At 65.2% G+C, this 25,130-nt stretch carries 17 protein-coding genes; 3 read left to right on the forward strand and 14 right to left on the reverse strand.

Annotated elements, in window-relative coordinates:
• Nucleotides 1-15: 15 nt before the first annotated feature.
• The 3 genes from RBT42_RS03415 to RBT42_RS03425 all read right to left on the reverse strand — a co-directional run bounded on the left by RBT42_RS03415 (nt 16) and on the right by RBT42_RS03425 (nt 7,513).
• Complete coding sequence (locus tag RBT42_RS03415; RefSeq protein WP_320362459.1) at nt 16-4,308, reverse strand: translocation/assembly module TamB domain-containing protein; 4,293 nt, start codon at nt 4,306-4,308, stop codon at nt 16-18.
• Nucleotides 4,309-4,373: 65 nt separating this feature from the next.
• Nucleotides 4,374-6,344 (reverse strand): autotransporter assembly complex protein TamA, encoded by a 1,971-nt coding sequence (locus RBT42_RS03420; protein ID WP_320362460.1) that lies wholly within the window; start codon nt 6,342-6,344, stop codon nt 4,374-4,376.
• The gene (locus RBT42_RS03425; protein WP_320362461.1) at nt 6,341-7,513 is read right to left on the reverse strand and encodes a VWA domain-containing protein; all 1,173 of its coding nucleotides are present in this window, start codon (nt 7,511-7,513) and stop codon (nt 6,341-6,343) included. The genes RBT42_RS03420 and RBT42_RS03425 overlap by 4 nt, the downstream gene beginning before the upstream one ends.
• Before the next feature lie 94 nt (nt 7,514-7,607).
• Between RBT42_RS03425 and RBT42_RS03430 the strand changes: the two genes are divergently transcribed.
• A complete protein-coding gene (locus RBT42_RS03430; protein ID WP_320362462.1) occupies nt 7,608-8,771 on the forward strand; it encodes a GGDEF domain-containing protein in 1,164 nt (387 codons plus the stop codon).
• Nucleotides 8,772-8,845: 74 nt separating this feature from the next.
• Here RBT42_RS03430 and RBT42_RS03435 read toward each other — a convergent pair whose 3' ends face one another.
• Nucleotides 8,846-9,688, reverse strand: a complete 843-nt coding sequence (locus RBT42_RS03435) for a MoxR family ATPase (protein ID WP_320362463.1) — start codon at nt 9,686-9,688, stop codon at nt 8,846-8,848.
• 103 nt (nt 9,689-9,791) lie between these two features.
• On the opposite strand from RBT42_RS03435, the gene RBT42_RS03440 reads away from it, so the two are divergent.
• A complete protein-coding gene (locus RBT42_RS03440) occupies nt 9,792-10,466 on the forward strand; it encodes a c-type cytochrome (protein WP_320362464.1) in 675 nt (224 codons plus the stop codon).
• 106 nt (nt 10,467-10,572) lie between these two features.
• On the opposite strand, the gene RBT42_RS03445 is transcribed toward RBT42_RS03440, so the two are convergent.
• The 8 genes from RBT42_RS03445 to urtA all read right to left on the reverse strand — a co-directional run bounded on the left by RBT42_RS03445 (nt 10,573) and on the right by urtA (nt 19,540).
• Complete coding sequence (locus RBT42_RS03445) at nt 10,573-12,690, reverse strand: type I secretion C-terminal target domain-containing protein (RefSeq protein ID WP_320362465.1); 2,118 nt, start codon at nt 12,688-12,690, stop codon at nt 10,573-10,575.
• Between the two features lie 155 nt (nt 12,691-12,845).
• Complete coding sequence (locus tag RBT42_RS03450; RefSeq protein ID WP_290728864.1) at nt 12,846-13,277, reverse strand: DUF1841 family protein; 432 nt, start codon at nt 13,275-13,277, stop codon at nt 12,846-12,848.
• A gap of 6 nt (nt 13,278-13,283) precedes the next feature.
• Nucleotides 13,284-13,637, reverse strand: a complete 354-nt coding sequence (locus RBT42_RS03455; protein WP_320362466.1) for an FKBP-type peptidyl-prolyl cis-trans isomerase — start codon at nt 13,635-13,637, stop codon at nt 13,284-13,286.
• Nucleotides 13,638-13,729: 92 nt separating this feature from the next.
• Nucleotides 13,730-14,434, reverse strand: coding sequence for an urea ABC transporter ATP-binding subunit UrtE (gene urtE, locus RBT42_RS03460; RefSeq protein ID WP_320362467.1), 705 nt, complete (start codon nt 14,432-14,434; stop codon nt 13,730-13,732).
• Between the two features lie 42 nt (nt 14,435-14,476).
• Nucleotides 14,477-15,373, reverse strand: coding sequence for an urea ABC transporter ATP-binding protein UrtD (urtD, locus tag RBT42_RS03465; protein ID WP_320362468.1), 897 nt, complete (start codon nt 15,371-15,373; stop codon nt 14,477-14,479).
• The gene (gene urtC, locus RBT42_RS03470; protein WP_413785837.1) at nt 15,370-16,500 is read right to left on the reverse strand and encodes an urea ABC transporter permease subunit UrtC; all 1,131 of its coding nucleotides are present in this window, start codon (nt 16,498-16,500) and stop codon (nt 15,370-15,372) included. Before urtC ends, urtD begins: the two co-directional genes overlap by 4 nt.
• A 29-nt stretch (nt 16,501-16,529) precedes the next feature.
• The gene (gene urtB, locus RBT42_RS03475; RefSeq protein WP_413785838.1) at nt 16,530-18,134 is read right to left on the reverse strand and encodes an urea ABC transporter permease subunit UrtB; all 1,605 of its coding nucleotides are present in this window, start codon (nt 18,132-18,134) and stop codon (nt 16,530-16,532) included.
• A gap of 128 nt (nt 18,135-18,262) precedes the next feature.
• Nucleotides 18,263-19,540, reverse strand: coding sequence for an urea ABC transporter substrate-binding protein (gene urtA / locus RBT42_RS03480; protein WP_320362470.1), 1,278 nt, complete (start codon nt 19,538-19,540; stop codon nt 18,263-18,265).
• Nucleotides 19,541-19,703: 163 nt separating this feature from the next.
• Between urtA and RBT42_RS03485 the strand changes: the two genes are divergently transcribed.
• Complete coding sequence (locus RBT42_RS03485; RefSeq protein ID WP_320362471.1) at nt 19,704-20,450, forward strand: fused MFS/spermidine synthase; 747 nt, start codon at nt 19,704-19,706, stop codon at nt 20,448-20,450.
• Here RBT42_RS03485 and RBT42_RS03490 read toward each other — a convergent pair.
• Both RBT42_RS03490 and RBT42_RS03495 read right to left on the reverse strand, forming a co-directional pair.
• Nucleotides 20,437-21,411: a response regulator transcription factor gene (locus RBT42_RS03490; RefSeq protein WP_320362472.1), complete on the reverse strand. Its 975-nt coding sequence runs from the start codon at nt 21,409-21,411 to the stop codon at nt 20,437-20,439. The genes RBT42_RS03485 and RBT42_RS03490 overlap by 14 nt on opposite strands.
• A gap of 5 nt (nt 21,412-21,416) precedes the next feature.
• Nucleotides 21,417-25,037: an ATP-binding protein gene (locus tag RBT42_RS03495; protein ID WP_320362473.1), complete on the reverse strand. Its 3,621-nt coding sequence runs from the start codon at nt 25,035-25,037 to the stop codon at nt 21,417-21,419.
• Nucleotides 25,038-25,130: the final 93 nt, after the last annotated feature.

Raw genomic sequence — 25,130 nt, forward strand, 5'->3', positions numbered from 1 at the left:
TCGCCGGGCCGACGCTCAGTCCCAGCGCCAGGACCAGATCAGGTCGGCCGCATTGTCCACACCGGCCTGCAGGCGCAGGGTGAAGCGCCGCGCCAGGGTGTAGATCAGTTGCCAGTTGCCGCCGGTGGCGTTGAGGTTGCGCTCGTAGCCCACATACCAATAGCGCGACACCTGCTTGCCCACGTTGACCACGGTTTCGCGCACCGCCCCATCGGTCTGGCGCACCGAAAACTCATCCAGACCCAGCATGCCGATCAGGTTGTCCGACGGCGACGAGCCCTCGCCGGACAGAAGCGCCACGGCCGCAGTCTGCAGCAGGCCGATGTCAGCACCGCCCAGGCCTGTGGGCGCCCGACCCAGCACCAACCAAGACAGCTTCTCCGTCTCGGACATGGCCGGCTCCGAATACAGGCGGATGCGCGGGTCTTGCGCCGTCCCGGTGATGGCCACCCCCACCTTCACATCGCTGTTGCTGGCCACCGCCGACTGCGCCCGCATGGCCAGGATGTCCAGGCGCGGGTTCTCGATCGGGCCGGTGAAGGCCAGGGTGCCGCGCTCGACCACGAGCTTTTGCCCATACGCTGCATAGGTGCCATTTTCAACGCGGATGATGCCGTTGAGCAAGGGGCGGTTTGAAGGGGTCGTGACCTTGAGTGCGCCTTTCAACAGGGCATCCAGGCCCATGCCCTTGATGCGCAGATTCTGACCCAGGTCCACGTCCAGATCGGCCATCAGCTTGCGCTGCGGTGTGCGCTTGGGGCCACCTTGCGAAGCCGCATCGGCCCCTTCACCCACCGGGCGCGCGTTCGCCGGGCGATTGACCACCGTCACATCGTCGCCCACCGTGGGGGCCGAGGACTGGCTGATGTCGATCAGGCCCTCGTCCACCTTGGCGCGCCCGTCCACCTCGATCGTCTCCGTGCCCAGAGCGGCATTGATGTTCGCACTGACCACCAGGCGCCGGTCCACCCGCTGTAACAGCGGGAAGCGGTCGGCCGTCAGGCTCAAGCGCGCCTGCGGGATTTCGCCGAAGGTGCCCTGCCCCTGCGCAGTGATCAGACCACCCGCCGCGCCACCGCGAGCTTCGAAATGCTGCAACACGATCAAATCACCCCGCAGCGACATCAGCAGTTTGCCCTCGCTCAGGCTGACGCCCAGCAAGGCTTGCCCGCCGCCGAGGTTTTCCCCCACGATCTGGCCGCTGTAGCGCGGAGCGCCCAAGGTGCCGGCCAACTCTGCCTTGGCCTGCACCTGACCGCTGACACGCCAGCCCGCAGGAATCCAGGTGCCCCAGGGGCGCAGGTTGCCGATGGTCAGGTCCAGTTCGCCATGCAAGGGGTCGCTGCCCTGCGGCCCCGCAATCGGGTTCTGAGCCTGCACCACCTGACGCCCCACCAGTTTGCCCAGGGAGCGCCCCTCGAACAACTCGGTCAGCGTCCAGACACCCTCACGTGCCTGCAGTTGCACCTTGGCCTCCCGAATACCCAGACGCTGCGCGCTGTTGCCCTCGATGGTGGGCTCCGACAGGCTAAGGTCGCCCGACTTGCGCTGCACGGTGGCATCCACCCGCCAGGGCTCCTGGCGGCTGTGCTTGAGCTTCATGTCGCCGCTCAGGATCAAGTCGCCGCCCCAGCCCGCCTGTGGCTGCCAGCGCCCGAGCAACTCGGGCAGGTTGAAGGCCTCCAGTTCCATGTCCATCTCGGCCACACCCACCGGATCGCGATGTCGGTCGGCCCAGGTCCAGGCACCTTGGCGCAGGTGCAGCACAGCGCCCATCAGGTTCATGCGGGTGCTGCCCAGCGTCACGCTCTCGGCGCGGGCATCTTGCCGCCATTGCACCGGCATGGGCTGCAAGCGCGCCACTTCGCGGCCCGGCGCCTCACCCAAGTGGATGGCCAAGTCCTGAATGCGGCCCTGCCAGGCATGGACTGCGTCGGTCCAGGTCAATCCGCCTTGCAGCGCAAGGTCCAGCCTCAGTCGCTCGGGCTTGGGCGGGGCCGTGCTCTCGTCTGTGCTCGGCTGCACGGGCGGCTTGCGCGTCAAGGTGGCATGCGCCTCACCTTGGTGAGACTGGACCGAGCCGTGAAGGCGCAGGGTGGCCTCCATCAACTCAACGCTGGCCGCGCGCACCTGGCTCACCTGGACTTGTGCCTTGACCGGTGAGGTCGGGTTGCGCATGTCCAGCCCCCAGTCTGCCTGCACCGAGGCCACGGCAACGCCCTCCCCCTCCTTGGGCACCCAGCGCAGACCGCTCACACGGGCCTGCCCCTCGCTGCTCACCCGAGGCCAGAGGCCCAGGCCCTGGGTGTTCAAGGTCACCTCACCTGACAGCTGTCGCGCGCCCACCAGGGCAGCCAGCGGTTGCAGGCTCTGCAAGGTGGTGGCATTGACCTGCGCCTGCCAATGCGGCGATGCGGACACCTCGGGCCGGCCTGCCTCCCCCGGTTGCCAAGGCAGTTGCACCTGTGCCTTCGCCAGATTGCCAGCGGCATCGAGGTCGAGGTTCAGGCTCATGACCTGACGCTCACGCGGCGACTGCCATTGCACCGTGCCCTTGAGGGGCACCCCGGCCAGCCAACTGGGCGCGAGCTGGGCATTCAAGCTGCCGCGCCAGTCGGCGTCCAGCTCGAACTGCGCCTGGGCAGACAGCTGATGGCGGCCGCTGGCCTCCGTCGGCCACGGCAACCACAGTCTCGGATCAAAGGAGCGAACATTCAGCGCCCCTTTCGTTTGCCAAGCCGGCGCGGCGGGCGCGGACGCTCGCGCTGCGCCCTGTCCTGCGGGTTCGTCTGGCCGGGTTGCCCCCGCCTGAGACCAGCGCCACTGCGCCTCACTGAGCACCGCACTCGCCTCACCAGAGTTCAGGGCCAGACGCGTCACACTCACCAGCCCGGGTGCATAGTGGGCCTCGGCCGTGGCCTCGACCGGGCGCATGCCCGGCGGCATGGCTTTCGCGCGCTCAGGCGTGGCATGCTCCGGCCCGTACGCCCCCTTCAAACGCGCCGTCAGCGTGGCTGCCGTGTCGCGCCACGAGGACCTTGCCCCCTCTGGCTGACTTCCCGGCACCAAGGTCAGATCGCCTTGCAGCTGCAAGGCAGGCGCCAGGCTGTGCAGCGCCTGGGGCTCCAGTTGCGCCATTGACAGCTTCAGGCTGCGCCCCTGACCCCAGCCACCGCTCAGCTGCACCTTTGCGTGCTCCTTGCCACGCACGCGAGGCAAAGCCAGTTGCCAGTCCACCTGGAGGGCGTCCAGCACATCGTCAACCGACCGGGCCTCGGTGGCCTTCGCCATCCGCAGTGTCCCCTGCCAGTCCGCCACGGGCAAGCGTTGCGCGTCCCAGGCACCGCTCAAGCTGTTGTGCAGGTTCACACGCCCCAACAGATCGGTGTGCCCCCTGCGGGTGGCCCCCTGCGGTTCGATGTCCAACGTGCCTTGCAAGGCCGTGCGCGGCAATCCTGCATGCAGATCGGCCAGATTGAGGCGCTCCAGCCTCGCCTTCAGACGCGACACCGGCCAGGCTGCAAAGGGCTGCACCTGGGCGCTCACGTCCACCGCCTGTTCCGCCTGATCGGCACGCTGCAAATGCGCCTGCGCAGTCACGCCAAGGTCCGTCAACGCGCCCTTCAGCCGCACATCGGCACGGCCCTTCAGGTCGCTCGACACCGCGCCGGAGGCCTGCAATGCGGCGTCCACCGCCATGCGACCGCGCACGTTCACATCGGCTTTGCCCTGTACCTGCCAATCGCCCCAGGCCAGATGCTGCAAGTGGATGCGATGGCGCGTGGGCAGCACCCCGTCGTGCAGTGCCACCGCCGCGTCCAGCCCGGTCAAAGGCACGGCGCCCAGCAGGTTGCTGGCAAATGCCCCCACCTCCACGCGCCCCAGGTGCACCGACACCGGCAAGCTCAGATTGCGGGGGGCCTGGGTCGGTCCTGGCGATGGGGGGCCGGCCACCCAGTTCAGGCGCGCTTGGCGCACCTGCAAACCCTGGGCGCGCACACCCATCCACCAGCCCACCTCCAGATCAGGGACCAGCGTCAAACCCTGCCAGGCCGGCGCCTCCAGATGCAACAAGCCCCCTCGCGGCAGGTCCACCTCCACGCGCTCGGCCTGAAAGTTGCCCAGCAAGGCTCCCTGGGGTGCGGTCACCCGCACGCCCACGCCAGACAGCGACGTCAACAGCCGCTGCGTGGCCCACTCGGTGTGGGCCAGGCCCCAAACGGCCACCAAGAGGGAGAACACCACGGCCACCGCCGACAGCGGCACCCACAACCAGCGCCACGCCGTGCGCCGACGCGGCGTCGCCACGGGTGTGTCCGCAGGCGCATTTCCAGGTGGGTTCGGCACCGGGTCGGGCATGTCAGGCGCCTCGCTCACAGGCTGATCCCCACGCTAAAGTGCACCCGAAACTGCCCGGTCTCGGTGCCCCGTGCCAGGTCCAGGCGCAACATGCCCACCGGGCTGCGCCAACGCACGCCCACGCCATAACCCACATTGGGCCGCAGATCGCCCATGCGCTCAGCCGCATCGCCCACGTCCACGAACACCGCGCCCAGCAAGCTGGGCATGCGCTTGACGATCGGATGCGCCAGTTCCACGCTTCCGGTGGCCAAGGCACGCCCCCCGGTGATGACGCCTTCTCGCGTCACGCCCAAAGAGCGGTAGGCATAGCCACGCACAGAGTCATCCCCGCCCGCGCGGAACAGCAAGGTGTCCGGCACGCTCACCGCATCGCCCGCCGTCACCTGCCCCGCCTCAGCGCGTGCGGTCAGGTGCCAGTCGGCCGGCAAGGGCTGGTAGGCCGTCACCCGGCCATAGGCCCGCAAGAACGTGCCGGTGTCATTGAGGGCCGAGTAGGTCTGGCCCAGGGTCAGCTCCGCCAGGCTGGTGAAGCCTTTTGTGGGCAGGACCTGGTTGTCCACATGACGCCAGATCCATTGCGTGGTGCCACTCAAGGCCGAGGCGTTCGACACCACCACCTGGTCGCGCGAGGTCACACGCGCATGCTGGTAGGCCAGATAGTGGGTGCGCTCATGCAGTTCGCCTTCTTCCAGCACACCGACCCGAACGCGCTGGCTGCTCGTCTCGGCATCGTCGCTGTCCAGCAAGCGCGAGGCCTGCCCCGACACCAGGCCCCGCACGCGCCCTGGCCAGGGGTGGGAGGTCAGGTCCAGTTGTCCACGCGACTCGCGCTTACCAATCTGCAGTGAGGTCTTGGCCTGCCAGCCCAGGCCCCAGGCATTGCGGTGCAGATGCTCGCCAGACACGCGCGGCCCGGTATCGCTGCTCGCCCCCACCCCCACGGTGGCGGCCTGCAAGGGCAACTCACGCAACTGCACCACCACCGGCGTGGCATCGGCCTGGGTGGGGTCAAACCCCGTGGTCACAAAGATGTTCTCGAACAGGTTGAGCTTCTGGATGCGCTCCTGCCAGTCGAGCACCATCTTTTCCTCGTAGGGGTCGCCCTTCTTGAACGGCGCCAGGTTCAACACGGCCGACGCCGGCTGCCGGTGCAAACCCTCGACGCGGATGTCACCGAACACGAAGCCCGGCCCCGAGTCGGCCACCAGGAAGATCTTGGCCGTGCGCGCGGTCGCATCCACCGTCACCGAGGTCCCGCTCCACGACGCCGTGGGATACCCCTGCGCCCGCAGCCGCGCCAAGGCACCATTCTTGGCCGACGACCACACGCTCTGGCGAAACACCTCACCCACGGGCAGGCCCCACTCGGCGGCCAGCCTGTCCACCAAGGATTGCGCCCGCGGGTCTCCATCGGACAGCGCGACATCCAGCGCACCTTCGTAAATCATCTGCACCTTGCTGATGCGGGTGCGCTCACCGGGGACCACCTTGAGCGTGACGACCACCGGCTTGCCCTCCACCTCGTCATCGACCCGGGTCGTGATCTGGGCACCGAAATAGCCTTCGGCTTCGAGCAGGCTGCGCGCCTCGTCGGGCGCCGAAATCACCAGGCGGCGCAGTTCGTTGCGGCTGATGCGCAAGGCATCGTTGCCAACGAGTTCACGCTGAAAACGCGCGAGCTCCAGGTGCTGCGTCAGCAAGGTATCCAGTGGTTCGGGGGCGTCGACCTTCAGTTGCCACACCAGCGGCGGCAGACGCCGGCGTGGCGTGACCACCGTGGCGGGCGCAGCATCGGCGTCCTCCACCTCCGGCGCGGACGCGGCCGGCGCGGGGGACACTGGTGTGGTGGGCGCCGAAGGGGTGAGCGGCGAAACCGGCCCAGGGGGCGCCGCGCCTTGCGCCGTGGCACACAGGGGCACCGCGCTCAGCCACAAGGCGATCGCAGGCCACAACCCCGGTTTCACGGACCCCAATTGGCTCATTTGCTCAGCAAACGCATGGCGCTTTCGAGCCCTTGCAGGCTCATGGGGAACATGCGTCCCCCCATCAGCTGGTGCATGATGGAAACGCTCTGGCGGTAGTTCCACACCCCAGGCGGCTCCGGATTGATCCAGACGTGGTTCGGAAAGGCGTTCGTCAACCGCCCGATCCACTCCGCGCCTGGCTCTTCGTTGTTGTATTCCACGCTGCCGCCGGGCTGCAAGATCTCGTACGGGCTCATGGTGGCGTCGCCCACGAAGATGAGCTTGTAGTCCTTGTTGTACTTGCGCAGGATGTCCCAGGTCGGGATCTTCTCGGTATAGCGGCGGTGGTTGTTCTTCCACATGAAGTCGTAGACGCAGTTGTGGAAGTAATAGAACTCCAGGTGCTTGAACTCGGACTTGGCCGCCGAGAACAACTCCTCCACCCGGTGGATGTGGTCGTCCATCGAGCCGCCCACGTCCATCAGCAACAGCACCTTCACGGTGTTGTGACGCTCGGGCACCATCTTGATGTCCAGCATGCCGGCATTGGCCGCCGTGGCCTGGATGGTGTGATCCAGATCCAGCTCCTCGGCCGCACCTTGGCGCGCGAACTTGCGCAGGCGGCGCAAGGCCACCTTGATGTTGCGGGTGTCGAGCTCGATCGTGTCGTCGTAGTCCTTGAACTCGCGCTTGTCCCAGACCTTGACCGCGCTGCGGTGGCGCGAGCGGTCTTGGCCGATGCGGATGCCTTCGGGGTTGTAGCCATAGGCCCCGAACGGCGAGGTGCCGCCCGTGCCGATCCACTTGTTGCCGCCCTCGTGGCGCTCCTTCTGCTCTTCCAGCAGCTCCTTGAGGCGGTCCATGAGCTTGTCCCAGCCCATGGCCTCGATCTTGGCGCGGTCTTCCGGGCTCAGTTCGCGCTCGAACTTCTTGCGCAGCCACTCCAGCGGCAGTTCGCGCGTCAGGTCGATGGCCTGGGTGGCCCCCTGAAAGTACGTGGCGAAGGTGCGATCAAATTTGTCAAAATGCGTTTCGTTCTTCACCAGGGTCATGCGCGCCAGGTGATAAAACTCGTCGACCGAGGGGCCAATGACCTCACCCTTGATCGCTTCGAGCAAGCTCAGGTACTCCGGGATCGTGACCGGCAGCTTGGCGTTGCGCAAGGCGAAGAAGAAATCGATGAGCATGGGCTTTCCAGAAAGTCGCTGCGCTATTTTCACCTCGGATTAACCCAAACGAAAGCCTGGGGCCTCTTGGCAACCCAGAAACTCCCCGCCCCCAATGGAAACTCGCCATTTGCTGCTGGCCTTTGTCCTGCTGACCCACACGCTCACCACGGGCCTGTGGTGGACGGCCGGGACCTGGATGGGGCTGTCCAGCCGCGCGGCGCGCTACTGGCTGATCGCCACGCTGGGCAACGGCGTGGCCCTGTGTCTGATGCTGGTGCCCGGCAGCGGGCCCGCCCAGCTCCGGGTGCTCACCGCCTGTTCGCTGGCGGCGCTGGGCGCCATCTGGCTGCGCCAGGGCCTGCAGGTGTTCCTCAAACTGCCTCACGCCGAGACCCGCCAGCTGGCCTTGAGCATGGCGCTGATGGTGTTCAACATCCTGGTCTGCGTCCCCTTGGGCTGGCAGACGGCCGGGGTGGTCGTCAGCGCGTGCGTGGTCGCCGCCACCATGCTGTGGAGCGCCCGCGAGATCTTCCACCCGCTGCGCCAGGAGTTCAAGCGCGGCACGGCCTGGGCCGCCACGCTGATGTTCGTCACCGTGGCCCTGGGCGCCGCGGTCACGGGTCTGAACCAATTGCTGCCTCACTGGCCGTGGCCCTGGCTACAAAGCCCGCTCGACACCCGGCAGTTTGTGCTGACCTTCCTCAGTGTGACGCTGTCCATCTTGACCAGTTTCGTGCTGGGCTACATCGTGGTCATGCGCCTGGTAGCCCGACTCGAACACATGTCGCTGCACGACGGGCTCACCGGCTTGCTCAACCGGCGCGCCATCGAAACGCTGCTCGAGCGCGAAGCGCAGCGCCTGGAGCGTTTCAACCAGCCTTTCGCCATCCTGTTGATCGACATCGACCACTTCAAACGCGTCAACGACCGCCTCGGCCACCCGGCCGGCGACCGGGTCCTGATTGAGGTGGCGCGACGCCTGCAGGCCGAGGCCCGCGAAGTCGACCATGTGGCGCGCTATGGCGGAGAGGAGTTCTGCGTGCTCTTGCCCCACACCGAGCACGAAGGCGCCCTGCTGGCAGCCGAACGCCTGCGTGAAAGCGTGTGCGAACGCCCCATCAACTGGGACAATGCCGCGGTGACGGTCACCATCAGCATGGGGCTGGTCTGCGCCAACGACCCGCAGGAATCGCTGCAGGCGCTGCTGCGGCGCGCGGACGCAGCCCTGTATCAGGCTAAGGAAGGCGGGCGCAACATGGTGGTGTCCGCCCCCTGAGGGACGCCACCGCCATGCCTGACGCCCCGCACGTCTGAGTTCCAGCGTGGCCGACCACCACGCCCGCCCGAGCCTCAGCGGTTGTGGCGGGCCATGTGAACCAGTTTCTCGAACAGGCTGAGGTCTTGCTCGTTCTTGAGCAAGGCGCCCACCAACGGCGGCACGCTGACCTTCTCATCCTTGGCCTGCAGCACTTCCAGCGGGATGTCTTCGGCCACCAGGAGCTTGAGCCAGTCGATCAGCTCCGAAGTGCTGGGCTTCTTCTTGAGGCCCGGCAGGTTGCGCACTTCGTAGAAGTGGCGCATGGCGGCCTGCAACAGGTCCTGCTTGATGTGGGGGAAGTGCACCTCAACGATCTGCTTCATCGTCGACGCATCCGGGAAGCGGATGTAGTGGAAGAAGCAGCGGCGCAGGAAGGCGTCAGGCAGGTCCTTCTCGTTGTTCGAGGTGATGATGACCAGGGGGCGGTGCTTGGCCTGGATCAGCTGGCGAGTCTCGTAGCAGTAGAACTCCATGCGATCGAGTTCACGCAGCAAGTCGTTGGGGAACTCGATGTCGGCCTTGTCGATTTCGTCGATGAGCAGGGCGACCTGCTGCTCAGCCTCGAAAGCCTGCCACAGGGTGCCTTTGACGATGTAGTTGTGGATGTCGCGTACCTTCTCGTCGCCCAACTGGCTGTCGCGCAGGCGGCTGACGGCGTCGTACTCGTACAGGCCTTGCTGGGCCTTGGTGGTGGACTTGATGTGCCACTGCAGCAGCGGCATGCCCAGGGCTTCGGAAACCTGTTCGGCCAACATCGTTTTGCCGGTGCCCGGCTCACCCTTGACCAGCAAGGGCCGCTGCAACTTGAGGGCCGCATTCACGGCCAGTTTCAAGTCATCGGTGGCGACGTATTGATCGGTACCTTGGAATTTCATGCGCTGACTCAACAGGGTTGCTACTGTGTTCGAGTATAGGCGGAGCCCCAATAATGGGTTGCACGCCCGTGTTTCACTCAGCAGCCATTTTCCACTGCCCGCCATGCAAACACTGCCTCACCTGCTTCGTTCTTTCGGCGTCTTGACCTCCGCAGCCTTGCTGTCGTTTGGCGCATGCGCCCAGAACGTCACAGCGGGAGATGCCCAAGCGGCACGCAGCAAGGTCGCCATGTGCATTGGCTGCCACGGGATCCCGGGCTACCAGTCCAGCTTTCCCGAGGTGCACAAGGTGCCCAAGATTTCGGGCCAGAACGCCGCCTACCTTGCCGCGGCCCTGACGGCCTACCGCAAGGGTGACCGCAAGCACCCCAGCATGAAGGCCATTGCCACCTCGCTGAGCGACCAGGACATTGCCGACCTCGCGGCTTATTACGCCGCACACGGGCAGGATTTGCCACCCAGTCCCGCCAAGGGAGGCGCAGCCAGCCCGGACGTGCAGGCACTGCTGACCCGAGGCAACTGCGTGGCGTGCCATGGCGAGAACCTGAACAAGCCCATCGACCCGTCTTACCCTAAGCTCGGCGGCCAGCATGCCGACTACCTGTACGTGGCGCTCAAGGCGTATCACACGACCAACAACCCGAACATCGGGCGCGCCAACCCCATCATGGCGGCGCAGGTGCTGGCTTTCACGCCCAAGGAGCTCAAGCAGTTGGCGCAACACATCGCCTCCCTGCCGAGCGACCTCAAGACGGTGCCGCAATCGAAACTGCGTTGAACCTCCGACTGAGCCCCAAGCACTCAAGCAAAAGCCCGCTCGAAAGCGGGCTTTTGTATTGAAGGGACAGACGCTACGCCCGCCCCCTTCCTCGCTCAGGCTGCGCTCACGCCGCATCCACCCAGAGCTTGTGGTCAGCGAGCATCTTGGCGATGACCAAGCCATCTCCGGCACCAGCATCCAGGCCCATGTCGGTGCGCAGGTTGACGCCTTCCAGCACGATTTCCTGTGTGATGCTGCCCTGACCATTGACCAGATCGCCGTTCACGCTGATCTGGATGAGGGTGTTCGCACCACTGGTGTCGAAATGCAGATACTGCGTGAGGTTGCCCGTGCCACCGTCGGTGTGCTCGCCCTGCAGCAGATCGCGCAGGTCCAGCACATCGCCGCCGGCCGCGTGCGCCGCCACGTCGAAGTCTTCAATGCTGTCCACGGTGGTGTGGCCATTGACGACATCGCTGAGGCGCCACGCAAACACATCGCTGCCATCGTCCCCGTTGAGGCGATCGTCGCCCCGACCACCGATCAGCACGTCGTCGCCAGCCAAGCCTTGCAGCGCATCGTTCCCGGCCTGACCGAGCACATCGTCATCGCCCGAGGTACCAGTGACCGCGCGGCCTTCGTTGTCGGTGATGGCCACATCGTTCCAGTTGACAGGGTTCATCACCTCGCCCTGCACCACGGTGGCCTGCAGGCGGAGGTATTCCACCGGCTCCGTGTACATGTCTTCCAAGGTGACCACGCGCACTTCGATCTGGGTCTCACCGGGCTGGAAGCTGAGCGGACCGCTCACGGCCTCCCATTGCTGAGTGGCCACGTTGAAGAACTCCAGGTCGGTCGACGAATCGAGTCCTGGCTGCGCAGCGTCACTGGGCGAATCGGCGGGCTGCAACGCCAGGGTCACGGCCACGACGTCGGCAGCGGCGGACGTCAGGTTCACCGTGAAGTGAGCGGCTTCACCCTCGATGGCGTCGGTCGCATAGACCACCATATAGGGCTTGTCGTTGTCGGTGACGGCCGCGTCGTTGGAGTTGAAGGGGTTGGCCGTTTCGCCGCTGGTGACCGTCGCCTTGAGCTGGATGAACTCGACACCCTCGATCTCGGTGTCGTCAAACGTGGCCACGCGCACCTGCAGTTGGGTCTCGCTGGCGGCAAAGGTCAGATCACCGGTCACGGCTTCCCATTGCTGGGTGGCGCTGTTGAAGAACTCGAGCGGGCCGAGGGTGTCGACGTCGGGCGTCGCGGCCGTGGTCGGGTCGCTGCCGGCCAGCAGGTCAAGCTTGACGGTGACCGGACCGGGTGACGGCTGAGTCAGGTTGACGGTGAACCCAACCGGCTGCCCTTCGACTGCGTCCTGACCGTACACGACGAGATAGGGCTTGTCGTTGTCAGTGATGGCGGCGTCGTTCGAGTTGAAGGAGTTGGCGGTTTCGCCACTCACGACCGTGGCCTTGAGCTGGATGAACTCGACGCCCTCGACCTCGGTGTCGTCCATCGTGGCCACGCGTACCTGGATCGCGGTTTGGCCCGCGGCAAACGTGAGGTCACCGGTGACCGGCGCCCACTGCTGGGTGACGGTGTTGAAGTATTCGAGCGCCGCAGCGGTGTCCACGCCCGGCGTGGCGGCGTCCACCGGGTCACTGCCGGGCAGCAGTTCCAGCCTGACGGTGACGGGATTGGCCGGCGCCTGGGTCAAGGTAACGGTGAACTCGCTGGCCTGGCCCTCGACCGCGTCCTGACCGAACACCACGAGGAAGGGCAAGCTGGCAGGTGGTGCGGGTGGCGCAGGCGGCTCTGCTTCCGTCGTGGCCAGGGGGCGTTGGTCGGTGAGCGCGCCGGCCAGAGGATCGTTGCCATCGGCGATGGTGCCACCGGCCGATGCAAAGGCCTGCGGCGAAACACTCTCGCTGACTCGGTCCACTCGCAGACCCTGCCCCAGCGAGGCGCCGTCGCCACCGGTCAAGCCGGCGGCAGGCGCGTCCTCTTCATTCGGGGCAGCATCGAGGTTGGCGATGGCCTGATCCACCTCGGCCGTCAGGTCAACCGGACGTGCTGCGGGGGTGGGCGTGGTTTCAATAACCTCACCAGTGGGGCCGAGAATGACCTGACCGGGCTGGACAGTGTCGCCCACTTTCACGGGGACCAGATCGCCTTGAGGGGAGCGGATGAACGCTTCACCTCGAACGGCGGTGACGACGCCAGCAGACACAGCAAGGATCGACATAGGGCGGCTCGTGACAAAAAGTATGCGATGCCACCACTTTAGGGGGAGTTGACGTCACAAGACCCCTGGCCGCCCCCCCTGACCGCAGGGGCTCGGTGTGTCAAAAGTCGCTGTTTGCAGGGCACCCCGCCCTCAGCCACCTAGCAAAAACCCGCTCAGCGGGTGGCGCGCATCATCAGGCGGTCGATGTAGCCTTGGCCGTCGAACGGACGACCCGAGCGCTGCGCTTCCCAGACCATTTCGCCCAGGGCTTCCATGGCGACGTGGTGGGCTTCGTGCAGGGAGTTGAGGCGCTGCGCCAGCCGCTCGATGGCGGCCTTGACGCCGCGCGGCTGGTCGATGCTGACCTGTTCGGTGATGGACAGGTGCATGGACAGGTGCAGGAAGGGGTTGGTGCGCCCCTCCTCCACGGTGTAGACGGCGGCGATGGCCGCGTCCACGTCAGAGAGATCCTGATGGTATTCAGGGTGCTCGATCATCCAGTCGGCGGCCTGGGCCTCCAACGGGGTGAGCGGCTGGCCAGCCAGGTGCTTGGCCCAGGCCTCACAGAAGAAACGACGAACCTGTTCCTGGCTGGGGGCAAACATGGTGGATCAGACGCCCAGCAGTTCGACTTCAAACATCAGGGTGGCGTTGGGGGGGATGACGCCGCCAGCACCGCGGGCACCGTAGCCCAGCTCGGCCGGGATCACCAGGATGCGGGTGCCGCCGACCTTCATGCCTTGCACGCCTTCGTCCCAGCCGCGGATCACGTGACCGGCGCCCAGGGGGAAGGCGAAGGGGTCGTTGCGGTCCTTGCTGGAGTCGAACTTGGCGCCCTTGACGCCGTTCTGGTACAGCCAGCCGGTGTAGTGCACGGACACGTAGTTGCCGGCCTTGGCTTCAGCGCCGCTACCGACGGTAACGTCTTCGTATTGCAGACCGGAGGTGGTGGTGACGACAGCCATGGCGTGTCCTTTCTGAGGTAAGGCGAATGAAAAAGAGGCCAGAGTCTAACCTCTGGCCTCATGCCCTTGCTGGGGGTCTGATTTGTCTGCGCTCAAATCGACATGAGCTGGCGCACGCCGTCGGTGGCCATGTTCTCGCCACGGCCCTGCTGGATGATCTCGCCGCGCTCCATGACGAGGTACTGGTCGGCCAGTTCTTCGGCGAAGTCATAGAACTGCTCGACCAGGACGACGGCCATTTTCTGGCCGTTGAGGCCTTCGTCGGCCAGCTTGCGGATGGCGCGACCGATGTCCTTGATGATGCTGGGCTGGATGCCTTCGGTGGGCTCGTCCAGGATCAGCAGCTTGGGGCCGGCAGCCAGGGCGCGGGCGATGGCGAGCTGCTGTTGCTGCCCGCCGGAGAGGTCGCCGCCGCGGCGGTGCAGCATCTGCTTGAGCACGGGGAAGAGCTCGAACAGCTGCTCGGGCAGCGGGGTGCTGCCGGGCTTGCTGGCCAGGCCCATCTGCAGGTTCTCGGCCACGGTGAGGCGGCCGAAGATTTCGCGGCCTTGGGGCACATAGCCCACGCCCAGGCGCACGCGCTCGTAGGGCTTGGTGCCGTTGATGGACTGGCCGTCCAAGCGGATGTCGCCTGACTTGATGGGCACCAGCCCCATCAGGCTCTTGAGCAACGTGGTCTTGCCCACGCCATTGCGGCCTAGCACCACGGTGACCTCGCCGAGTTTGGCCTCGAAACTCAGGCCGCGCAGGATGTGCGAGCCCCCGTAGTACTGATTGACGCTTTCAACCTTCAACATGCTGACTGTTCCTTCGCGTGGGTCGTGGCAGCGGCGCGGCGCTCAACGACCCAGATAGACTTCGACCACCTTGTCGTTGGCCTGCACTTCAGCCAGCGTGCCTTCGGCCAGCACCGAGCCTTCGTGCAACACGGTGACCTTCTTTTTAGCGGCATTGGCGCCCTGGGTGGTGAGTTCGTGGATGAACTTCATGTCGTGTTCGACGACGACCAGGGAATGCGCGCCTTCCAGCGACAGGAAGAGCTCGGCGGTGCGCTCGGTTTCTTCGTCGGTCATGCCGGCCACAGGCTCGTCGAGCAGCAGCAGCTTGGGGTCCTGCATCAGCAACATGCCGATCTCCAGCCATTGCTTTTGCCCGTGCGACAGCAGACCTGCGATGCGCTGGGCATGATCTTTGAGGTGGATGAGCTCCAGCATGGCGCCGATGCGGTCGAGCTGGGCGCCGCTGAGCTTGAAGAACACCGAAGCGCGCGCACGGCGGTCGGCCTCGAGGGACAGCTCCAGGTTCTCGAACACGGTGAGGTATTCGAAGACGGTGGGCTTCTGGAACTTGCGGCCGATGCCGCGCTGGGCGATTTCGCTTTCGCGCAGGCTGAGCAGGTCGATGGTGGAGCCGAAGAAGGCCGTGCCGCTGTCGGGCCGTGTCTTGCCGGTGATGACGTCCATCATCGTGGTCTTGCCGGCACCGTTGGGGCCGATGATGCAGCGCATCTCACCCACCGAGATGTCCAGGCACAGCTTGTTGAGCGCCTTGAAGCCGTCGAAGCTGACCTCGATGTCGTCCAGGTAGAGGATGGAGCCGTGGGTGAGGTCGAGCTGGCCGGGCTGCACCACGCGGCCGTAGGCGGCTTCTCGCCCGCCCGACTCGCCGCCCTGCCCTGCGCGGGACTTCACGCGGGCCAGCTTTTCAACGCCTTCTTCCATGAGTTCGGGTGTCATGCCTTCACCTCGGTCTTCTTGTTGAGCAACTTCTTGACGCCACCGACGATGCCGTCGGGCAGGAACAGGGTCACGGCGATGAACAGGGCGCCGAGGAAATAGAGCCAGAACTCGGGGAAGGCCACAGTGAACCAGCTCTTGGCACCGTTGACGAAGAAGGCGCCGATGATCGGGCCGATCAGGGTGGCGCGACCACCAACCGCCGTCCAGATGGCCATCTCGATACCAGCCGCAGCCGACATTTCACTGGGGTTGATGATGCCGACCTGGGGCACGTACAGGGCCCCGGCGATGCCGCACATCACAGCCGACAGAGTCCAGATGCCGAGCTTGTAGGCCAGCGGGTTGTAGCCACAGAACATGACGCGGTTTTCGGCATCACGGATGGCTTGCAGCACACGACCGAACTTGGTGTGAACCAGCCAGCGCGCCATCAGGAAGAAGCCGATGAGCGTGAGGCCGGTTAGCACGAACAGCACCATGCGGGTGGACGGCTGGGCGATGGGGATGCCCAGGATGCGCTTGAAGTCGGTGAAGCCGTTGTTGCCGCCAAAGCCCGTTTCATTGCGGAAGAAGAGCAGCATGGCCGCATAGGTCATGGCCTGGGTGATGATGGAGAAGTACACCCCCTTGATGCGCGAGCGGAAGGCGAAATAGCCGAAGATGAAGGCGATCAGGCCGGGCACCAGGACCACCAGGGCCATCTGACCGAGGAAAGACTCGCTCAGGGTCCAGTGCCAGGGCACTTCTTTCCAGTCCAGGAAGACCATGAAGTCGGGGATATCAGCGCCATAGCTGCCGTCGCGGCCGATCTGGCGCATCAGGTACATGCCCATGGCATAGCCGCCCAGCGCGAAGAACAGGCCATGGCCCAGCGACAGGATGCCGGTGTAGCCCCAGATCAGGTCCATGGCCAGCGCACAGATGGCGTAGCACATGATCTTGCCGATGAGGGACAAGGCGTAGTCGGACAGGTGGAAGGCCGAGTCGACCGGCACCAGCAGGTTGAGCACGGGTGCCAGGATCAACACCGCGAGCACAGCCGCCATGACGGCCGCCCACCCCTTGGTGCCCAGCATCAACCCACCTTTGGGTTGGAAGAAAGCAGAACTGGTCATAGTTGTCATCGTTCTCATGTGAACAAACCTGCGGTAGGTCAAGCCTCTCGTCCCTTGATCGCGAAGAGGCCCTGAGGACGCTTCTGGATGAAGATCACCACGATGACCAGCACCAGGATCTTGGCGAGCACGGCCCCCGTCCAGCCTTCGAGGAACTTGTTGACCATGCCCAGGCCGAGCGCGGCGTACACGGTGCCGGCGATCTGGCCGACGCCACCCAGCACCACGACCATGAAGGAGTCCACGATATAGCTCTGGCCCAGGTCAGGCCCCACGTTGCCGATCTGCGAGAGCGCACAGCCGGCCAGGCCTGCGATGCCCGCCCCCAGCGAGAAAGCCAAGGTGTCCACCCGTGCGGTGTTGACGCCCATGCACGAGGCCATCGGGCGGTTCTGGGTGACGCTGCGCACGAACAGGCCCATGCGGGTCTTGGCGATCAGCAGCGTCATGCCGATGAGCACCAGCGCAGCGAACACGATGATGGCCAGGCGGTTGTAGGGCAAGGTCAGGTTGCTGAGCACGTCGAAACCACCGGACATCCAGTTGGGATTCTCGACCTGCACGTTCTGCGCGCCAAACACGGTGCGCACCAGTTGCATCAGCACCAGGCTGATGCCCCAGGAGGCCAGCAGCGTTTCCAGCGGACGGCCGTAGAGGAAGCGGAACACGCTGCGCTCCAGAATGGCGCCCATCAGGGCCGCAGCCAGGAAAGACGCCGGCACGGCCAGCAGCAGGTACCAGTCGAACAGCTCAGGCAGATGCTGGCGGAACAGGTTCTGGATGACGAAGGTGGCGTAGGCGCCGATCATCATCAACTCGCCGTGCGCCATGTTGATGACGCCCATCAGGCCGTAGGTGATGGCCAGGCCCAACGCAGCCAGCAGCAGGATGGAACCCAGGCTGATGCCGGTGAAGACGACGCCGGCATGCTCACCCCATTCGAGCTTGCTGGTGACCTCGCTCAGTGCGGACTGCAAGGCAGCTTTCACCTGGGGATCAGATTCTTCGCCGCTGTTGAGGCGCTCCATCAGCAGGCCGCGAGACTCGGGGCTGGCGTCGGCGGCCAGAGCCTCGGCTGCTTCCATGCGACGGGCGGGGGTGCTGGCAGTCAGCAAGGCCTTGGTGCGTGCCATCTGCAGCTGCTTGCGCAGGGCCTTGTCGGTTTCCGCGGCCAGGGCCTGGTCGATGAGGGGCAGCCGAGATTCGTCGGCGGCATTGGCCAGCGCTTCGATGGCCTCGGCGCGCAGGTCGCGGTCGGGGGATGTCAGGTTGGCAGCGGCCAGCACGGCTTCGATCTCGCCGCTCATGCGGTTGTTGTTGACCACGTCTTCGGCATCATCGGGCAAGGTCGCTGCCTGGCCGGTGACGGCGTCCACCGCCTGCCCGTCGTTCTGGATGATGTAGGCGCGGTCGGCGCTCACCTTGACCGCATCGTCCAGCATCGCCTTGAGGAATGGCGTCAACGCCGGATCGTTCGTGGCGGACAACTTCTTGAGGGTGTCAATGCGCGCGTCGTTGTCGCCCGCGGCCAGAGCGTAGGCGTCTTGCTGGGTCAGGGCGTGCGAGGCGGGCGCCCAGGCACCAAGGCTCAGGCTCAGCGCCAGGCCCAGGGTTGTCAGCCAGGATCTTGTGTTCACAGGCATGTCCTGCTCGTTTCGTGTGTGTGCGGTGAAAAAATGGCCCCGTCGGGCAACCCGAACGGGGCCAACCGCTCTGCTCCAAACTCAGCCCGCCGTCGCGAGGGCGGGCACTCGTGGATCAAACCGGTGCTTTACTTGGCTTCCGGCTCGTCCTTCTTCTTGTCGTTGCCCGGGATGTAGGGGCTCCAAGGTTGAGCCTTGACCGGGCCTGGGGTCTTCCACACGACCTTGAACTGGCCGTCGGCCTTCACTTCGCCGATGAACACGGGCTTGTGCAGGTGGTGGTTCTTCTCGTCCATCTTGGACATGAAGCCGCCCGGGGCCGGGAAGGTCTGGCCGGCCATGGCCTTGATGACCTTGTCCACATCGGTGGTGCCGGCCTTCTTGACCGCTTGCGCCCACATGTTGATGCCGATGTAGGTGGCTTCCATCGGGTCGTTGGTCAGCGGCTTGTCCTTGTGACCAGCGATGTTCTTGGCCTTGGCGTAAGCCGACCACTTCTTGATGAAGTCCGCATTGGTCGGGTTCTTGATGGACATGAAGTAGTTCCAGGCAGCCAGGTGGCCGACCAGAGGCTTGGTGTCCACGCCACGCAGCTCTTCTTCACCCACCGAGAAGGCGACCACCGGCACGTCCTTGGCCTTCAGGCCCTGGTTGCCCAGTTCCTTGTAGAACGGCACATTGGAGTCGCCGTTGATGGTGGAGACCACGGCGGTCTTCTTGCCTTCAGACGAGAACTTCTTGATCTTGGCAATGATGGTCTGATAGTCGGCATGACCGAAGGGGGTGTACTCCTCCATGATGTCGGCATCGGCCACGCCCTTGGACTTCAGGAAGGCGCGCAGGATCTTGTTGGTGGTGCGGGGGTAAACATAGTCGGTACCCAGCAGCACGAAGCGCTTGGCCGATCCGCCGTCCTTGCTCATCAGGTATTCCACGGCAGGGATGGCCTGCTGGTTGGGCGCGGCGCCGGTGTAAAACACGTTCTTCTCCAGTTCCTCACCCTCGTACTGCACGGGGTAGAACAGCAGGCCGTTGTTTTCCTTGTAGACCGGCAGCACCGACTTGCGCGACACCGAGGTCCAGCAGCCGAAGGTCACGGCCACCTTGTCTTGCGTCAGCAGCTGCTTGGCCTTTTCGGCGAACAGGGGCCAGTTGGAGGCCGGATCCACCACCACGGGTTCGAGCTTCTTGCCCAGCAGGCCGCCCTTGGCGTTGATCTCGTCGATCGCCATCAGGACGGTGTCCTTCAGCACGGTTTCCGAGATGGCCATGGTGCCCGACAGCGAGTGCAGCACGCCGACCTTGATGGTGTCGGCGGCCTGGGCCATGGAACTGAAAGCCAGGCCGGCCACGCCCAGGGCGACGGCGGTCAGGGAGGCAGTGGCACTGCGGCGAGAGATGTTCATGGGAAGCGCTCCTTGGAGACGGTGGGTTGAACGAATCAGAGTGAATTCAGTGTGCCCACCGGGGCTGAAGCGAGGAATACGCCATGTGGCGTACGAGTGGCGTATGGCTCGCGTTTGAAGGTGCCGCCATGGCGTCAGATGCCCCCCATGCGACACTGTCGGCATGAGCGAGCAAGCGCGGCTGCACCAGAACAGCCAGACCCTTTCCCTGAGTTTCGAGTCGTCCCTGATCCAGAGCTGCATGAGCCTGGCGGACCCCGATGAGCTGGTGCTGGACTACACCCGCGCGATGATGGGTTTTCTCTTGTTGAACCCCGCGCCACGGTCTGTGCTGATGATCGGACTGGGAGGCGGTGCGCTGCACAAGTACATCCACAAGCACCTGCCCGAGACGGACCTGACCACGGTGGAGATCAACCCCGGCGTCATTGAGTTGCGGCAGGACTTCTGCATTCCGCCAGATGACGAGCGCTCACGCATCGTGTGCGCCGATGGGGCGGCGTTCCTCGCAAAACCCACGCATCAGTTCGACGTCATCCTCGTCGACGGCTTCACGGGCGAAGGCATCCCGGATGCGCTGTGTTCACCCGGCTTTTACCGACGCGTGAAGGCGGCCTTGACGCCACAGGGGGTGATGGTGGCCAATGTGCAGGCCGACACCGAGCAAACACGCGACATCATGAAACGCGTGGGGCGGGTGTTCGACGGCGCCACGCTGTCATTTGAATCAGACGAGGGCGGCAATGACATTGTGCTGGCGGGGACGCGCGATACCCTCGTACGCGGCTGCCAGTCGTTTGACGCCCGTTGGACCGCCCTGCCCTCCGTGCACCAGGCCACCTTGGCGGCCTGCTCGACCCGGCTGCAGCGGGCCTTGCTCAAGGAGATTCGCGCGATCAGCGGGCCTTGAGCTGTCCCACCCGGCTCAGAGCCAGCCCCGCCGCCGCCGTGCGGGTCTCGACCCCCATCTTGGCAAAGACGCTCTCCAGTTGCTTTTTGACCGTGGCCGGGCTGCTGCCCAGGATGTCGCCAATGTCACGGTTGGTCTTGCCCTTGACGACCCAGTACAGCACCTCACCTTCGCGGGCGGTGAGCTTGAAGGTCTGACTCAGGGCCTCCATGGCGGCCTGGTCGGAGCTTTCCTGCATGACCAGCAGCCATTCGTCGTCACCCGTGGGTTGGTGCAGAGTGAAACGCAGGCAGCTGTGCCCCTGGTTCACCGTCCAGCTCGGCGCGGGAGCGGGCACGTCGCCCGGCCCGACCTGGTCCTGCTGGCGCGACACAGCCAGACGCAGCCAATCCAGCAACTCAGGCGGCGCCACGGCCTCAGGGGTGTCAAAGTAGCGCTGCAACAGCTTGCGGGCCAAGGGTGTTTGCCACAGCACCTTGCCCTCGCGCAGGTGCACGGTGAGCGAGGCGTGGCCGAAGGCGTCGAGCGCATTACGAGCTTGGCGCGACTGCCGAGCCGCTTGCATGTGCGACTCGATGCGGGCGAGCACCTCGCGTGGCCGGATGGGCTTGACCACATAGTCCACGCCGCCAGCTTGAAACGCCGCCACGACGTGCTCGGTTTCGGCCAAGCCTGTCATGAAGACAATGGGGATGTGGCTGGTATCGGGCTGCGCCTTCAGTCGCCGAGCCACCTCGAAGCCGTCCATGCCCGGCATGACGGCATCGAGCAGGATGATGTCGGGCACCGCCTGGCTGGCACGCTGCAGGGCTGCCTCGCCATGAGTAGCCACCAGCACGGTGTAGCCACCGTCGTCGAGGGCATCGTGCAACAGAGACAGGTTGTCCGGCACATCGTCCACGATGAGCACGACGTCGGTGCGGCTGCGGTCAAGTCGGTCGAACATGGGGTGATCGTTCATCAGGTTCAAAGAGCGGGCACGGCCGTCGGGGCCGAGCTGTCTGACGTGGGTGGAGCCAGGCTCGGTGGCTGAGCTTGGGCCAGCGCCTCTTCGATCAGCGTGGCCATGGCATCCAGGTGAAACTGGCGGGCCAGGGTGCGCATGCGTTGCACGAAGGGCTCGCAGTGCGGTTCGTCTGCGGCAATCTGGTCCAGCGCCTTGTGAACGCCCCGCACGTAGCCGGCGTGGATCTGATCCTCCAGGCGTCGCAAGGCAGCCTCAGATGGGTAGACGGTGGCCGCGCCGGCAGGCGCGGACAGGCTGGCGACTTCGGCGGGGCGCTCAGCGACGATCCAGTCCAGTTGCAACTGCCGCCCCAACCAGTCCAGCAGCTCGGCCACGCGCACGGGCTTGACGATGAAGTCATCGGGAGTGATGCCAACGTCGTTGTCCAGGGCCTTGTCAAAGGCGTTGGCCGACACGATGGCGACCGGCGCGGTGCTGAGGCCTTCGGTGCGGATGGCGCGCAAGGTGCCCCAGCCGTCCAGACCGGGCATGGCCAGGTCCATGAAAATTACGTGGGGTTGCAACTGCGGCGGCGTTTGTCGCAGGTGCGCCAGGCAATCCAGACCAGAGGCCAATGGCGTCACTTCAAAGCCCAAGGGGCTCAGAATGCGCACCAGCAGGCCGCGGTCGGCCTCTTCGTTGTCGACCACCCAGATGCGGCGGCGCTCACCGGCATAGCCAGTGCGCTGCCCCTGCATCACGCGCTGCGCCACGTCAGAAGCACGCACCTGAGGCAGGAACAGGCGGATGCGGAAGGTGGTACCCACGCCCTCCTGGCTGGTGACCTTCATCTCGCCTCCCATCAGGTCGGTCAGCATCTTGCTGATGGTCAACCCCAGGCCAGTGCCGCTGGCTGCGTTGCCCGCGGCCGACGAGCCCCGCGCAAAGGGTTCGAACACCTTGTCCAGTTCACTCTGCGCAATGCCAGGGCCGGTGTCACTGATCTCGATCAGCGCGATCTCGCGGGCGTAGCGCACCTTGAAGGTCACCTGCCCCACGGTGGTGAACTTGACCGCGTTGCCCAGCACATTGAGCAAAATCTGCCGCACCCGCCGTTCGTCCGCACGCACGGCCTCGGGCAGATTGCGCTCGATGTCGGCCACGAAGCGCAGGTGCTTGGCGCGAGCCTCGTGCTCGATCAGGCCGGTGATCTGCTGCAGCAACTCGTCCAGGCGCACGGGCTTGACGTCCAGCGAGAGCTTGCCACTTTCGATGCGGGCAATGTCCAGCGTGCCTTCGATGAGCGACAGGAGGTGGTCCCCGCCCCGCTTGATGACGCCCACCGCGTGCTTCACGTGTTCGGGCAGTTGGTGGTCTTCGTCGAGCAACTGGGCATAACCCAGGATGCCGTTGAGCGGCGTGCGCAGTTCGTGGCTGATGGTGGAGATGTAGCGGCTCTTGGCCTGGTTGGCCTGGTCGGCGGTCTGCTTGGCCTGTTGCAGCTTGCCATCGGTGATGCGGTGTGATTCGATTTCTTGCACGAGCAGATGGGTCTGACGGTTGGATTCCTCCTGGGCGACCTGCCGGCTCTTGTGCGTGAGCACCAACCACCAGCCGACCACACCCACGATCAGCAGCAGGGCCGCAAACACCTTGATGAAGGCCGACTCCAGCATGGCGGCGGTGGCCGCGGGCGAGCCCAGGTCCAACGCCACCATGTCGCGCACCTGTTGCTGGTAGACCAGACCGAAGACGCCCGCCAGCAGCGGGGTGAGCACCAGCATGATCAGCAGGAACTGCCCCGGCTCGGTGTCCACCCGACGCCAGACGAAGGCCGGCACCACGGCCCGGCCGATGTTGCGCCACTGCTCAGCCCAGCGCGCAGACGCCGGTTTGCACAGGTCCTGACAGCGCGCGTCCAGCGAGCAGCACAGCGAGCAGATGAAGCCCTGGTAAGCCGGGCAATGGGCCACGTCGTCGGCCTCGTACTCGCGCTCGCACACGGTGCAACGGTGCAGGGCTTTGAGACGAATGACCCGGCTCAGGGGCTGGCCGGCCTCGCTCTCATCAAGATGTGGCAGTGGTTTCAGCAAACCCGAGGTTGACGCACAGTGGGACGTCGCATCCGGCATGGTCTCCACCTCTGGCTGACGCGCCAGGTAATAGCGCCCCTGCGTGGCCCAGGCGATGAGCGGCGAGGTCGTGAACGCCACCACCATGGCCAGCACCGCCGAGAAGGCCTGCGCCACCTCGCCCAGCCAGCCCACATAGGCCATCACCGACACCAGCGAGGCCAGGCCCATCGCCCCCACTCCCACCGGGTTGATGTCATACAGATAGGCACGCTTGAACTCGATGCCCTTGGGCGACCAGCCCATCGGCTTGTTCACCACCAGGTCGGCCACCACCGCCATCATCCAGGCGATGGCGATGTTGGAGTACAGGCCCAGCACCTTGCCCAGAGCCTGGAACAGGTTCAGCTCCATCAGCAGCAGTGCGATCAAGGCGTTGAACACCACCCACACCACCCGGCCGGGGTGGCTGTGCGTGAGCCGCGCAAAGAAGTTCGACCACGCCAGCGAGCCCGCGTAGGCATTGGTCACGTTGATCTTGATCTGCGAGATCACCACGAACACCGCCACCGCACCGATGGCCAGCAAGGGGGAGCTGAAGATCTTCTCCCACGCCACCAGGTACATCTGGTTCGGGTCCACCGCGCGCGCCACCGGAATCGCGTAGCTCATCGCCAGCCAAGCCAGCAACGCCCCGCCCAGCATCTTCAACACGCCCAGGATGACCCAGCCCGGCCCGCCCACGAACACCGCCGCCCACCAGCGACCCGCGCGCTCGGGTCGCTTTTCTGGCATGAAGCGCAGATAGTCGGCCTGCTCGCCCATCTGCGTGATCAGGGCAATGCCCACGGTCAGCGCCGAGCCAAAGGCCAGCACATTGAACTCGCCATACGCGCCCGTCGCCCCAGGGTAGGCCGCCAGGTCCCGCAAGATGGTCGGGTGCTCACGGAACACCACGATGAAGGGCAGCACCAGCATCACCAGCCAGATGGGCTGGGTGATCAACTGCAGGCGGCTGATGATCGTCACCCCGTGGGTCACCAAGGGCACCACCACCAGCGCACAGATCAGATAGCCCCACGCCGGCGGAATGTCGAACGCCAGCTCCAGGGCGTAGGCCATCACGGCCGCCTCCAGCGCAAAGAAGATGAAGGTGAAGGACGCGTAGATCAGCGAGGTGATGGTGGAGCCGATGTAGCCAAAGCCCGTCCCGCGCGTCAGCAGGTCCATGTCCAGCCCATGCCGGGCGGCGTACACGCTGATGGGCCAACCCACCAGCAAGATGATGAGCCCGGTGGCCAGAATGGCCCAGAAGGCATTGATGAAGCCATGGTCCACCAAGAGGGTGGCGCCGACGGCCTCCAGCACCAGAAAGGACGCGACCCCGAAGGCCGTGTTGGCCACCCTCGCCTCGCTCCAGCGGCGGGCCGAACGCGGCGTGAAGCACAGCGCATAGTCTTCCAGGGTTTCGGACGCCACCCAGCTGTTGTAATCCCGACGCACCTTCACCACGCGCTGCAAAGCCTCGCTGGCGGGGTCGATGGTGTGGGGCAGGTCTGGGTCTTGCATGATGAGGGTTCAATCCGTACCCTGACATCGCAATTTCGATGCCGCCGGTACGCGGCACCCTTTGACTGCCTTTGAAACTGGCCTTGAGCCTTG

It is taken from the genome of Aquabacterium sp. (assembly GCF_034003525.1).
In the GTDB taxonomy this organism is placed as follows: Bacteria; Pseudomonadota; Gammaproteobacteria; order Burkholderiales; family Burkholderiaceae_C; genus Aquabacterium.